At 74.5% G+C, this 13,600-nt stretch carries 12 protein-coding genes; all 12 read right to left on the reverse strand.

Features of this window, described 5'->3' with window-relative positions; translation table 11 throughout:
* Positions 1-99 precede the first annotated feature (99 nt).
* Entirely contained in the window at positions 100-774 is a 675-nt protein-coding gene (locus IG94_RS0128905) for a response regulator (protein WP_031043647.1), read from the reverse strand.
* Positions 771-2,189 (reverse strand): sensor histidine kinase, encoded by a 1,419-nt coding sequence (locus IG94_RS0128910; RefSeq protein ID WP_031043650.1) that lies wholly within the window; start codon positions 2,187-2,189, stop codon positions 771-773. The genes IG94_RS0128905 and IG94_RS0128910 overlap by 4 nt, the downstream gene beginning before the upstream one ends.
* 12 nt (positions 2,190-2,201) lie before the next feature.
* Positions 2,202-2,888, reverse strand: a complete 687-nt coding sequence (locus IG94_RS0128915; RefSeq protein ID WP_031043654.1) for a response regulator — start codon at positions 2,886-2,888, stop codon at positions 2,202-2,204.
* A complete protein-coding gene (locus tag IG94_RS0128920) occupies positions 2,885-4,375 on the reverse strand; it encodes a sensor histidine kinase (protein WP_052410915.1) in 1,491 nt (496 codons plus the stop codon). Before IG94_RS0128920 ends, IG94_RS0128915 begins: the two co-directional genes overlap by 4 nt.
* The gene (locus tag IG94_RS0128925; protein WP_031043661.1) at positions 4,368-5,657 is read right to left on the reverse strand and encodes an acyltransferase family protein; all 1,290 of its coding nucleotides are present in this window, start codon (positions 5,655-5,657) and stop codon (positions 4,368-4,370) included. The genes IG94_RS0128920 and IG94_RS0128925 overlap by 8 nt, the downstream gene beginning before the upstream one ends.
* A complete protein-coding gene (locus IG94_RS0128930) occupies positions 5,650-6,639 on the reverse strand; it encodes an alpha/beta hydrolase (RefSeq protein ID WP_031043663.1) in 990 nt (329 codons plus the stop codon). Before IG94_RS0128930 ends, IG94_RS0128925 begins: the two co-directional genes overlap by 8 nt.
* A gap of 282 nt (positions 6,640-6,921) precedes the next feature.
* Complete coding sequence (locus IG94_RS0128935; RefSeq protein WP_031043667.1) at positions 6,922-7,824, reverse strand: alpha/beta hydrolase; 903 nt, start codon at positions 7,822-7,824, stop codon at positions 6,922-6,924.
* Between the two features lie 232 nt (positions 7,825-8,056).
* Entirely contained in the window at positions 8,057-9,337 is a 1,281-nt protein-coding gene (gene kynU, locus IG94_RS0128940; RefSeq protein ID WP_031043670.1) for a kynureninase, read from the reverse strand.
* Positions 9,330-10,163: a tryptophan 2,3-dioxygenase family protein gene (locus tag IG94_RS0128945; protein WP_031043676.1), complete on the reverse strand. Its 834-nt coding sequence runs from the start codon at positions 10,161-10,163 to the stop codon at positions 9,330-9,332. The genes kynU and IG94_RS0128945 overlap by 8 nt, the downstream gene beginning before the upstream one ends.
* A gap of 169 nt (positions 10,164-10,332) precedes the next feature.
* Complete coding sequence (locus IG94_RS0128950) at positions 10,333-10,746, reverse strand: DUF3151 domain-containing protein (RefSeq protein WP_031043680.1); 414 nt, start codon at positions 10,744-10,746, stop codon at positions 10,333-10,335.
* Between the two features lie 125 nt (positions 10,747-10,871).
* Entirely contained in the window at positions 10,872-12,329 is a 1,458-nt protein-coding gene (locus IG94_RS0128955) for an MFS transporter (RefSeq protein ID WP_031043683.1), read from the reverse strand.
* 92 nt (positions 12,330-12,421) lie between these two features.
* Positions 12,422-13,453: a class II fructose-bisphosphate aldolase gene (gene fbaA, locus IG94_RS0128960; protein ID WP_031043686.1), complete on the reverse strand. Its 1,032-nt coding sequence runs from the start codon at positions 13,451-13,453 to the stop codon at positions 12,422-12,424.
* Positions 13,454-13,600: the final 147 nt, after the last annotated feature.

The following is a 13,600-nucleotide window of genomic DNA, read 5'->3' on the forward strand; positions in this document are numbered from 1 at the left end:
GGACGCCAGCCGGTGCCGGAGGCCGGTGGCCAGGGCGGGCCGGGCCAGGGGCGGGGCCCGGCTCGCCCCGGTCCTGCCCCGGCGCCCGCCCCGCGCGGCTCAGCCCGGGGTGACCAGGCGGGCCTCGTACGCGAAGACCGCCGCCTGGGTGCGGTCCCTGAGGCCCAGCTTCACCAGGATGCGGCTGACGTGGGTCTTGATCGTCGACTCGGCGACGACCAGGCGCTCGGCGATCTCCGCGTTCGACAGGCCCTGCGCGATCAGCACCAGCACCTCCGTCTCCCGCTCGGTGAGGTCTCCGTACGCCGCCTGCGCCGAGGGCATCAGCCGCGGGGTGTCGGACAGCTTGGAGAACTCCGCGATCAGGCGTTTGGTGATCGAGGGCGCGAGGAGGGCCTCGCCGGCGGCGACCACCCGGACGCCGTCGGCGAGCCGGCGGGCCGAGGCGTCCTTGAGGAGGAAGCCGGACGCGCCCGCGCGCAGCGCCTGGTAGACGTACTCGTCGAGGTCGAAGGTGGTGAGCACCAGCACCTTCGACGCCCCGTCCGCCGCGACGATCTCCCGCGTCGCCTCGATGCCGTTCAGCTCGGGCATGCGGATGTCCATCAGGACGACGTCCGGCGCGAGTTCGCGGACCTTGGTCACGGCCTCCCGTCCGTTGACCGCCTCGCCGACGACCTCGATCCCCGGCATCGCGTTGAGCAGGACCGAGAAGCCCTCGCGCACCATCATCTGGTCGTCGGCGATCAGTACCCGGATCGTGCTGTCGGTCATGCCTCGTCCTCGTTCGGTGCGGTGACCGGCAGGAACACCGCCACCTCGTAACCACCGTCGTCGGTGGGTCCGGCCGTGATCTCGCCGTTCAGCATCGACACCCGCTCCCGCATGCCGGTGACCCCGTGTCCGGCGCCGGGCGAGGGCTTGACCAGGGTGTTCTGGGGGATGGCGGTGTTGACGACGCGCAGGCCCAGGCCGCCCAGGACGTAGGAGACCTCGACGCGGGCCGTCGCGCCGGGCGCGTGCCGCAGGCTGTTGCTCAGGGCCTCCTGCACGATCCGGTACGCCGACAGCTCCACGCCGGGCGGCAGCTCGCGCACCGCGCCGGTCACCGCCTTGTCGACGGCCAGGCCCGCCTCGCGCACGTTGTCGAGCAGGGCGTCCAGGTCGGCGAGGGTCGGCTGCGGGGCGTCCGGCGCCTCGTAGTCCTCGGCGCGGACGACACCCAGGACGCGGCGCAGCTCGGTGAGCGCGGCCACCGCGTTGACCCGGATGGTGGCGAAGGCCCGCTCCAGCTCCTCCGGCGGGTTCTCCACCCGGTAGGGCGCGGCCTCCGCCTGGATCGCGACCACCGACATGTGGTGCGCGACCACGTCGTGCAGTTCGCGGGCGATGTTCGTGCGCTCCTCAAGGAGGGTGCGCCGGGACCGCTCGTGCGCGGTGACCGTCTGCTCCGCGGTCACCTGCTCCTGCGCGGCGTGCCGGACGTGCCAGAGGCAGACCAGCAGCAGGGCGAACGCGGACGACACCAGCATGGGCCCGCCGTTCGAGTAGTAGCCGCCGAAGAAGATGTCCGCGAGGAAGGCGTACGCGGCGGTCAGGACCCACATCCAGACGGCCGTGCGGGGCCGGGTGCGCAGCGCGACGACGACCAGCACCACGAGGTGGCAGACCATCGCGCCCGGTATCCAGGGCCAGTCCTGTCCGTCGCCGTTGATGACCGAGACGAGGGGGGTCACGGCGAGGGACAGCCAGAAGGCGCCGACCGGCCGGACCAGCGTGGCGACCACCGGGAGCGCGCACAGCACGCCGGTCAGCAGGGCCCCCGTGTCGCCGCCGGGCAGGGCGCCCGACACCGCACCGACGGCCAGGGCAAGCAGCGCGGCCGCGGCCACCACCGCGTGCGGGAGGTGCTGCGCGGCCTGCCGCAGCCTGCCGGGCAGCCGGCGCACGAACGGGCCGTCCGTGCGCCGGGGCGGGAGCAGCCGGTAGGCGAAGGGGTCGTGGAACAGGTCCTGGCGCAGTCCCTGCAGGGCGTTCTGGGACAGCCGGTACTCCGGACTGCGGGTCCCGTTGCCGTGCTGCCGGCGAGTCGTCTCGGTCACGCTCACACCGTAGGCCGACCGGGTGGGGGCGGTCGTCCCCGCGCAGACGGGTTTCCGGACGTCCCTCTCAGGTACTACAGGGACCACGACCGTCGCTCCTCAGTATCCCGAGGGGCGCACCAGGCCCGACTCGTAGGCGAAGACCGCCGCCTGGGTGCGGTCCCTCAGGCCCAGCTTCACCAGGATCCTGCCGACGTGGGTCTTCACCGTCTGCTCGGCGACCACCAGACGCCGGGCGATCTCCGCGTTGGACAGGCCCTGGGCGATCAGGGCGAGGACCTCCGTCTCCCGCTCGGTCAGGTCGCCGACGCGGGCCTTCAGCGGGCCGCGCGGGCGGTCGTCCAGCCGGGAGAACTCGGCGATCAGACGCCGGGTGATACCGGGCGCCAGCAGGGCGTCCCCGGCCGCCACCACCCGGACCGCGTCGGCCAGCTGGTCGGCCGACGCGTCCTTCAGCAGGAACCCGGAGGCCCCGGCCCGCAGCGCCTCGTACACGTACTCGTCGAGGTCGAAGGTGGTCAGTACGAGCACCCTGATGTCCGGGGTCGAGCCGGTGATCCGGCGGGTGGCCTCGATGCCGCCCAGCTCGGGCATGCGGATGTCCATCAGGACGACGTCCGGGGACAGGTCGGCGACCTTCGCGACGGCGTCCAGGCCGTGCACCGCCTGTCCGATCACCTCGATGTCGGGCTGGGTGTTGAGCAGCACGGTGAATCCCTGCCGGACCATCTGCTGGTCGTCGGCGATCAGCACGCGGATCACACGGCCGTTGCCGCTGGTCGTCATCGGGTGTCGTCCTCGGTGGGGTTCGGTCCGGAGTCGGAGTCGGAGTCGGAGTCGGGGGTGGCGGTGGGGGTGAGGGCTGAGGCGTGGCCGGGGAGGCGGGGCGGCCCGGCGGCGTCGGCCGGCAGGAACGCGGCCACCTGGTAACCGCCGTCCGGCAGCGGGTCGGCCGTGAGGGAGCCGTCGAGCATCGCCACCCGCTCGCGCATGCCCAGCAGCCCGTGCCCCGCCCCCTGCGACGGCCCCGGCGCCCGCGTCGGGCGGGTGTTGGAGACCTCCACGCGCAGTCCGGTCGGGAGGTGGGTGAGGTGGACCCGGGCGTCGGCGCCGGGCGCGTGCCGCAGCACGTTGCTGAGGGCCTCCTGCACGATCCGGTACGCCGACAGCTCGACGCCGGGCGGCAGCGGTCGGCGCGTCCCGCTCGTGCCGGTGGTGACCGTCAGCCCGGCGGCCCTGGTGTTCTCCACCAGCGCGTCGAGCCGGTCCAGGGTGGGCTGCGGCGCGTGCGGGGCCGCGTCGCCTCCCTCGGGCGCCGCCGGCGCGTCCGGGTGCTCCGAGCGCAGCACGCCGAGCACCCGGCGCAGCTCGGTCAGCGCCTCCAGCGCGTTCTGCCGGATGCCGGCGAGGTTCTCCTTCAGCTCGTCCGGCGGGTCCGCCACGAGGTGGGGGGCGACCTGGGCCTGGATGGAGATCACGGACATGTGGTGGGCGACCACGTCGTGCAGCTCGCGCGCGATACGGCTGCGCTCCTCCAGCAGGGTCCGCCGGGCCCGCTCCTCGGCGGTGAGCGAGGTCTGCCGGGCCAGCTGGCTGCGGGCCTCCCGGCGGCCGCGCAGGGCCATGCCGAGGACGACGGCGACCGTGAACAGGATGAGGGCGAGCTGGCCGGTCGGCAGGTATGCGGGCGCCCCCACCACGCCCTGCAGCAGATAGGTGACGAACGCGGTCAGGGCCAGCGCTTCCCCGGAGACCCGGGTGCGGACCCGCAGGGCGAGCAGCAGCAGGACGAACAGGTGGGCGATGAGCCCGGCGGCCGTCCAGGGCCAGGTGAACTCCGGACCCGCCTGCACCACCTCGGCCGGCACGGGGTCCGTGTGGGCCGGCACGGCGTCCGTCCCGGCCGGCCCGGCGACCATGTGGGCCCGTACGGCGACGGCGCCCACCAGCATGCCCGCCATCGACAGCCACCACGCCGCGACCGGCCGCCACAGCGCGAGCACCATCGCACCGCCCTCGGCGAGGGCGATCACGAAGGCGAACCCCGGCTCGACCCCGCCGTTCTCGCCGAGCTGGGCGGCGTCGCCGACCAGCACACCGAAGGCGGCCAGACAGACGATCCCGTGCGGCAGCCAACGCAGCCACACCGACGGCGGCAGCGGGTCCGCGCGCCAGGTCCACAGGTCGTCGCGGAGCACGCGCAGCACCCGCCGGACCCGGTCCCGGACCCACTTCTGCTCCCCCCTCGGCTTCACGGGCCCCACCCTAGACATGACGTGCACCCGTCGTCCCCGGCCGGCCCGGCGAGCGGTGCGTCCGCACGACGCGCGAGCGGCCCTCGGCCGCGCCGCGCTCGCAGGAGTGGAAGGCGGCCCAGCACCCGGCGAGCACCAGGGCGAACACCGGGAGCCAGGCGAGCCGGGCCGCGACCCAGTCCGGGCCGTCGGGGAGCGTGTGCAGGCCGGGCAGCCGGCCCGCGAGGAGGCCCGTGGCGGTGGTCGCCATCAGCGCGGTCTGGTGCCACAGGAAGATCGTCATCGCGGAGAGGTTGACCAGGGCGACCGCCGCCCAGGCCACGGGCCGCCGCATCGCGCGGCGCAGCCGCTCGCGCAGGAGCAGGGCGAGCCCGCACTGGGCCAGACCGAAGGCGACGGCGGCCAGGGTCGGCGGGTTGAGGTTGGACACGGAAGCTCCGGGGACGCCGACCATCGACGCCGGGTAGCCCGCCCAGGCGACGAGCGCCGCGGTCGTCGCCGTACCGCCGGCGAGCAGGATCCAGCCCGCCCGGCGGCGGTCCAGTTCGCCGCGGGTCCAGGCGGCGCCGAGGGTGAAGGGGACGAGCCAGCCGGCGGCGAGGTTGAGCCAGCCGAGCCAGGCCGGGGCGCCGAGGCCGAAGCGCAGCAGGTCCACGTGGAGGACGACGACGAGCGGCCACAGCGGATGCAGCCGCGTCAGCAAAGGCGTCGCCGCGGTCAGCGCGGCGAAGACCAGCAGGAACCACATCGGGGACAGGGCCAGCTTCACCAGCGTGTGGACGGTCGTGAACTCGGCCCCGGTCAGCAGCAGGAGCACCGCCGTCACCGCCCACAGGCCGAGAACGGCCAGGACCGGCCGGAAGAGCCGGGACAGCCGGGCGGTCAGCCAGCGGCCGTAGGACTCGCCGCGCGCGCGGGCCGACGCGTAACCGCGGGTGGCGACGTGACCGCCGACCAGGAAGAACACGGCGAGGGTCTGGAAGGCCCAGGAGATCGGGGCCAGCCGGGGCAGGTCCTGCAGCGGGCTGGCCGCGTGCAGGCCGCCGCCGTCGGCGACCAGGGCCGTCACCAGCCAGTGCCCGAGGACCACGCCGAGGATGGCGAAGGCCCGCAGGGCGTCGACGGCGCGGTCGCGGTCGCCGGGGGTGGCGGCGTCGATCCGGGCGGCGGCGCGCCGCAGGGTGCCGGACCGCGGGGCGACCGGGCGCGGGGTGCCGCGCGGGGTGTCCGGCCGCGGCACCGGGACCGGCCCGGTGGGCGTGGGGCGAGGGGGTCGGGGGGCTCGGGTCACGTCAGTCATGGGTCACCTCGGTGGTCTCGCCCAGCACGATCCGGGCGAGGTTCGTCAGGGAGAGGGAGCCGGGGGCGAAGTAGTCGCTGTGGCCGCCGTCGCCCGCGTCGAAGACCCGGGCGCCGAAGTCCGGGGAGACCGGGTCGGTGCCGAAGCCGACGGCGGTCCCGAACAGGTCGGCGCTGACGTGCGGAACGTGCTCCACCCAGTCGTCCGCACCCCGTCCCGCCCAGATCCGGGCACCGGTGTGCAGGTCGGCGACGGTGCCGGCCGCGGCGCCGGGGCTGCCGACCAGGGCGATGTCGTCGACGTCCAGGCCGTCGGCGGCGCGGGCGCAGACCACCGCGCCGTACGAATGGCAGAGGAGGGCGAGACGGGTGCCGGGCCCGGTGATCCGTCGCAGGCCGGCCGTCAGGGCGCGCAGCTCGGGGGCGGCCGCGTCGGCCCGGTCGGTCGTGAGGACCGTGGTGCTGACGGTGCCCGGCGTCTCGTAGCCCAGCCAGGCCACGACCGCGGTACGCGTGCCGTCGGGCGCCTCGGCGGCGAGTTGCCGGTGCAGGGCGAGTGCCGTGGCGCGGAAACGGTCGTAGGTGTCGAGGCCGGTGTCGGAGCCGGGGACCAGGACGGCGACGCGGTCCGCGCGGGCCAGGTCGCCGAAGACCTCGGTGGCCAGTCCGGCGCCCCGGCCGTCGAAGGCGAGGAGGCGGCGGGAGGAGCCGGCCATCGCGCGGTCCGCCGCCGCGCGCCGGCGGTCGCCGTGGCCGGCGGCCATCCGGGACGCCTCGGCGGCGTTGGCCCGGTGGGCGGCGTAGGTCTGCTCCAGCGTGCCCGCCGTCGGGGCCGGGAGGACCGCGGGCGCCGGGGCGGGGATCTCGGGCCGCGCGGCACCGGAGAGGGGCAGCACCACGGAACTCGCGATGAGGGCGGCGCAGCCGGCGCGGCGCCACTTGCCCGCCCACCGCCGCCAAGTCGCCGTCGTACCGGGCCCCATGGCCGCTCCCCTCCGGCACGCCCGGCCATCGGGCGTGTCTGAAGGGGAAGTTATGGACCGGGCCGCGTAACCCGCGTCCCGCCAGAGAACTCACCTGGCGGGTAGCTCTCAGGTACTACGGGTACGACGGGCTCCGCCGCACGACGGGCACGACGGGCACGACGGGCACGACGGGCACGACGGGCACCACGGCCACGACGGCTGCCCAGCGCGACGGCCACGACGGGCGCCGCCAACGGCGTGCCCCCGGCTCACCGCTCGCCACTCACCGCCCACCAGGACTCACCAGGCCAGCTGCGCGATCTCCTCCGCGACCACCGCGCACGCGTCCGCCGCCGGGTCGATCAGCGGATAGTGGCCGACGTCCTCCAGCAGCGTGACGCCCACCACCTCCCCGGCCTTCGCCGCCGCGTCGGCGTACGCGTCGGCGACCGCCTGCGGAACGTCCACGTCGGCCCGGCCCTGGACCAGGGTCGTCGCGATGCCGGTGGGCAGCAGCAGCGCGGGGTCGGCATAGGGCCGCCGCTCGGCGAACAGCTTTTCTGAGCCCAGCAGTTGACGTGCCGCGCCACCGCACACGCCGAGCTGGTCGGCCACCTCGAAGTCGGCGATCGGGGCGAGGGCGACCACCCCGCGCAGGGGTGCCGGACGGTCGGTGCGCCAGGGGGCGTCGGCGGGCAGGACGTGGCGGGACGCGGCCCACAGGGCGAGGTGGCCGCCGGCGGAGTGGCCGGTGAGCACCATGCGTCGCACGTCGGCCCCCGGCAGGTGCCGCCGCACCAGCTCGGGCAGCGCGTCCACCGCGGCCGCCACGTCGTCGAACGTGTCGGGCCAGCGCCCCGCGACGGGTTCGCCCGCATCCTCACCGCCGGGGCCCCGGGCCCCGCGCCGGTACTCCACACTGGCCACGGCGAAGCCCCGTTGGGCGAGGAAGCCGGCGAACGGGCTGATGTGGCGCCGGTCGTACGGGGCCCGCCACGAACCGCCGTGCAGCACCACCACCACGGGCGCGGCGCCACCCGGACCACCCGCTCCGCGCGGCGCGTAGAAGTCGACCACCTGGTCCGGGAGTTCGCCGTAGGCGGCGGTGCCGTCGGGGTCGACCGCCGGGTGCGAGAAGGCCGATTTCTCCTCCGCGGCGTCCCGTGCGGCAGCGGTGCCCGGTCCTGCGGCGGAGTCCGGCATGCTCAATCTCTCAACCTCTCAGCGTCGAAACGGCGTTGGCGGACCGGGAGAAGTAAATCGGCCGTTGGCGGGACGTTATCAGGCCGATGACGTGCGCGGACATGGGGATGTGACGCTGGGTGAGGGCCGAACGATCCGCCGGGCCCCACCTCGGCGACTCGACACCTCCGCGGCCCCACCTCAGCGACTCGACACCTCCACGGCCCCGCCCGCGCTGCTCCGACGCCGCGACTCAGCCGGCCAGTGTCTCCGCCAGCACCCACGCCGCCCGCTCCACGTCCGCGAAGCCGACGTACAGCGGGGTGAAGCCGAAGCGCAGCACGTCCGGCGGGCGGTAGTCCCCGACCACGCCGCGCTCGATCAGCCGCTTCATGACGTCACCGGCGCCGTCGCAGCGCAGCGCGACCTGGCTGCCCCGCTCGGCGTGGGCCGCCGGGGTCAGCGACTCCGCGCGGCCCCCGGGGACGTACGCCCCGACACAGCGCAGGAAGAAGTCCGTCAGCGCCAGGGACTTGGCCCGGACGGCCGCCACCGAGACCCCGGCCCCGTCCCACACGTCCAGCGCCGCCTCCAGGGCGAGCAGGGAGAGGATGTCCGGCGTGCCGACCCGCCCGCGCACCGCGCCGGCGGCCGGGGCGTAGTCGGGCCGCATGCCGAACGGCTCGGCGTGCGAGTTCCAGCCGGGCAGCGGGGAGTCGAAGCGGTGCTGGAGGCCGCGGCGCACGTACAGGTACGCGGGCGAGCCGGGGCCGCCGTTGAGGTACTTGTAGGTGCAGCCGACGGCCAGGTCGACGCCGTGCTCGTCGAGGCCGACCGGCAGGGCGCCCGCGCTGTGGCACAGGTCCCAGACGGCGTACGCCCCCGCCGCGTGCACGGCGGCCGTGAGCGCGGGCAGGTCGTGCAGCTGGCCCGTGCGGTAGTCGACGTGGTTGAGCAGCACGGCCGCCGTGCGCTCCCCCCGGTCCGCCAGCGCCGACGGCACCTCGGCCGGGAGGACCGGCCGCAGCGTGCAGCCGGTCAGCCGGGCCGCGGAATCGGCGATGTAGCCGTCCGTGGGGAAGGTGGTGGCGTCCACGAGGATCTCGTCCCGGACCGCACCGCCGCCGCTCCCGCCCCCGCCGCTTCCCCGGCCGTCCGCCCCGGCCGCCCCGGCCGCCCCGTCATCCTGCGCCATGCGCACCGCGGCGACCAGCGCCTTGAAGACGTTGACGCTCGTCGAGTCGCCGACCACGACCTGCCCGGCGGCGGCGCCGACCAGCGGCGCGATCCGGTCGCCGATCCGCTCGGGCGCCGTCCACCAGCCGCTCTCGTCCCAGGACCGGATGCGCAGCTCGCCCCACTGCCGCCGTACCACGTCCTCCACCCGCCCGGGGACATGTGCCGGGAGGGCGCCGAGGGAGTTGCCGTCGAGGTACGTCACGTCGTCCAGGACGAACTCCCCGCGCACCGCGGCCAGCGGATCGGCGGCGTCCAGCTCCTCCGCCTCGCCCGCGAGGCCCGTCCGCTCAGACATACGACCTCGCCGTCCACAGCTCGGGGAACACGTTGCCGCGGGCCCGCTTCTCCAGCCAGGCCACCCCGGCGGAGCCGCCCGTGCCGGTCTTGGAGCCCATCGCGCGGCGGGTGGCGACCAGGTGGTCGTTGCGCCAGCGCCACACCAGCTCGGCGACGTCGGTGAGGGCCTCGCCGAGGCGGGCCAGCTCGCCGTTCTGGTCGCCGGAGTACACGGCCGTCCAGGCGGCCTCCACCTCGGGGGCCGGCTCGTACTTCCGGGTGACGTCGCGCCGGAGCACGGTGTCCGGGATGTCGTACCCGCGCCGGGCGAGCAGCCGGACCACCTCGTCGTACAGGCACGGCTCGTGCAGCGCCTTCTCCAGTTCCGCGTGGACGCGCGGGGCGCCGCGGTGCGGGACGAGCATGGACGCGGACTTGTCGCCGAGCAGGAACTCCAGGCGCCGGTACATCGCCGACTGGAAGCCCGAGCCCTCGCCGAGGGCGGACCGGTAGGAGTTGAACTGGGCCGGGGTGAGCTGTCCGAGCGGGGTCCAGGAGGCGTTGAGCGCCTCCAGCTCCCGCACCGAGCGCTTGAGCGCGTCGGTCGCCACCCGGACGCCGTCCCCGCCGTCCGCACCGTCCTCGCGCAGGGCGCGGGCGGCGGTCTCCCACTCGTGGACGACGACGGTGAACCACAGCTCCATCACCTGGGTCGTGACCAGGAAGACCATCTCTCCGGGATCGTCGGAGAGGGTGTGCTGGAGATGGGTGAGCACGTCCGCCTTGACGTAGTCCTCGTACGGCGTGCTGCCCTCGAAGTCGAGATTCGGGGCGTCGTGGGACATCGCTGTCTCCTGATGTGCACTTCGGGTAGCGGTCCGCCCTGCCGTTACCGGCACGGGGCCCCGGTCCCCAACGGCATACTCCGCAATCGTCGCAGGAAACCGCAAGGCCCGCCCCCGCACGGCGGCGGGGACGGGCCCGGAACACGTCCCGAAAGACCGGCGGCACCGGTCAGCCGAGGACCTCGGCCGCGGACGGCGAGGAGTCCTTCAGGAAGCCGCTGCAGCGCTCGTACTCCTCCTTCTCGCCGATCTCCCGGGCGGCGCGGGCGAGGGCGTGCAGGGCGCGCAGGAAGCCGCGGTTCGGCTCGTGCTCCCAGGGCACCGGGCCGTGCCCCTTCCAGCCGCTGCGGCGCAGGGCGTCCAGGCCGCGGTGGTAGCCCGTGCGGGCGTACGCGTACGACTCCACGACGCTGCCGCGCTCGTACGCCTCGTCGGCCAGCCGGGCCCAGGCGAGCGAGGACGTCGGGTACTTCGCGGCGACGTCGGCCGGCGAGGTGCCGCCCGCCAGCAGCTCGCGCGGCCCGGGGTCGTCGGGGAGGTGGGTCGGGGGCGGTCCCCCGAGGAGGTTCTCGTGAATGGCCATGGGACAAGTCTGCGGCATCGCCGGGGGCGGCCGGACGGGGCTGTCGGCGGGAGGGGGCACGTGGGCGGATGCGGGTGCGTCGTGGCGGGGCGCGCGGTTCCCCGCGCCCCTCGGCGGCGGGCGGGTCAGGAGGCGGGGTCGCCCTCCAACGGGGGTGTCAGTACCGAGCCGTGGGTGCGGCACTCGGGCCGGGCGCAGTCCGGGGACGGGCGCCGGCGCACCGTGGTGAAGGCGAGCACGGAGCCGGCGACCAGGACGCCCGCGCAGATCAGCATCGCCGGCCCGAACGCGTCGTCGAACGCCGGCGCCGACCGGTACGCCTCCTCCCCCATGCCGGTGAGCAGCGGCAGCGCGGCGACCGCGACGAGCCCCGCCGCACGGGCGGCCGCGTTGTTGACGCCGCTGGCGAGACCGGCCCGCGCGGTGTCCACGGCGGCCAGCACGCTCGCCGTCAGCGGCGCCACCAGCGTGACCATGCCGATGCCGAGGACCAGCAGGGCGGGCAGCACGTCGGCGAGGTAGGAGGCACCCGGGCCGACCCGCAGCATCAGCACCATCCCGGCCGCGCAGAACAGGGGCCCGGCGGTGAGCTGGAGGCGCGGTCCGAGGCGTTCGGCGAGTTCGCCCGAGCGGGCGGAGAGCAGCAGCATCAGGACGGTGGTCGGCAGCAGCGCCGTACCGGCGGCCAGCGCGGACCAGCCGACGACGACCTGGAGCTGGAGCGCGGCGAGGAAGAAGAAGCCGCCGAAGGCCGCGTACACGCACAGCGTGACCAGGTTGACCGCCGTGAACTGGCGGGAGGCGAAGACGTCCAGCGGCATCATCGGGTCCTTGCCGCGCCGTTCGACGACGACGAAGGCCACCGCGGCCGCCACCCCGGCCACCGCGCTGAGCGCCACCGCCCAGGACGCGGCACGGGCCTCGATCAGCGCGTACGTGAGCAGCGCGAGGGCCGCCGCCCCCAGCACCGCGCCGAGCACGTCGAACCGCGTGTGCGCGCGCTCGTCGGACGACTCCGGTACGTGGCGCAGCGCGATCGGCGCGCACAGCAGCGCCAGCGGCACGTTGAGCAGGAACACCCAGCGCCAGCCCGCCCCGTCCACCAGCCAGCCGCCGAGGAAGGGGCCCACCGCCGCGCCGACGCCCCCGAACCCGGACCACAGGCCGACCGCCCGGCCCCGGTCGTCGGGGTGGAAGGAGGCCTGGATGAGGGCGAGCGACCCCGGCGTGAGCAGCGCGCCGCCGATGCCCTGCAGGGCGCGGGCGGCGATCAGGACACCGGCGTTCGGGGCGAGACCGCACAGCAGGGACGCGGCGGCGAACCACAGGACGCCGAGGACGAAGATCCGGCGCCGTCCGAACCGGTCGCCCAGGGCGCCGCCGAGGAGGATCAGCCCGGCCAGCGTGACCATGTAGGCGTTGACGGTCCACTGCAGGGCGGCGAGGCCCGCGTCCAGGTCGCGGCCGATGCGGGGCAGCGCGACGTTGACGACGGTCGAGTCCAGCAGGGCCATGCTGGAGCCGAGGACGGTGGTGAGCAGGATCCATCTGCCCTGCGGTGAGGCGAGCCGGACATCGGGCATGGCCCCAGGTATACAGCGAGCCCGGCGCGGATGTCAGCGCGCCGGGCTCGTGCGGACGGTCGGGACGACCGGACTTACTTGATCTTCGTGGCTTACTTGATCTTCGTGCCGGCCGAGCGCAGGTGGCCGCAGGCCTCGACGACGCGCGCGGCCATGCCGGCCTCGGCCAGCTTGCCCCAGGTGCGCGGGTCGTAGGTCTTCTTGTTGCCGACCTCGCCGTCGACCTTGAGGACGCCGTCGTAGTTGCGGAACATGTGGTCGGCGACCGGACGCGTGAAGGCGTACTGGGTGTCCGTGTCGATGTTCATCTTGACCACGCCGTTCTCCAGGGCGGTCGCGATCTCCTCGGCGGAGGAGCCCGAGCCGCCGTGGAAGACGAAGTTGAACGGCTTGCTGCCGGCCGGCTGCCCGTACTTCGACGCGATGCCCTCGTTCAGCTCCTTGAGCAGCTCGGGGCGGAGCACGACGTTGCCCGGCTTGTACACGCCGTGCACGTTGCCGAAGGACGCGGCGAGCAGGTAGCGGCCCTTCTCGCCCAGGCCCAGGGCCTCGACGGTGCGGACCGCGTCGTCGACCGTGGTGTACAGGGAGTCGTTGATCTCGTGCGAGACGCCGTCCTCCTCGCCGCCGGTCGGGGTGATCTCGACCTCGAGGATGATCTTCGCGGCGCGGGCGCGCTCCAGCAGCTCGGCGGCGATGGAGAGGTTGTCGGACAGGGTCTCGGCCGAGCCGTCCCACATGTGCGACTGGAACAGCGGGTTGCGGCCGGCCTTGACGCGCTCCTCGGAGACCGCGAGCAGCGGACGCACGTAGCCGTCGAGCTTGTCCTTGGGACAGTGGTCCGTGTGCAGGGCGACGGTGACGTCGTACTTCTCGGCGACGATGTGCGCGAACTCGGCCAGCGCGACGGCGCCGGTCACCATGTCCTTGTTGTGCTGGCCGCCCAGGAACTCGGCGCCGCCCGTGGACATCTGGATGATGCCGTCGCTCTCCGCCTCGGCGAAACCGCGCAGGGCCGCGTGGAGCGTCTGAGTGGAGGTCACGTTGATGGCCGGGTAGGCGAACTTTCCTGCCTTCGCCCGGTCCAGCATCTCGTTGTAGACCTCGGGAGTTGCGATGGGCATCTGTCCGCTCCTTGTATGTGCGGGTGGGCGTGCTGGTGCTTATGGCCCTGACCTGAGACTGGAAGGCGACGTCATCGTCGGCCCCATCCTTCCAGACGACGCGGGAATACCCGAGTGGACGTCCGTCGCGGTCCTCCGGGGCTTCGG

The sequence above is a fragment of the Streptomyces olivaceus genome, assembly GCF_000721235.1.
Lineage (GTDB): Bacteria > Actinomycetota > Actinomycetes > Streptomycetales > Streptomycetaceae > Streptomyces > Streptomyces olivaceus.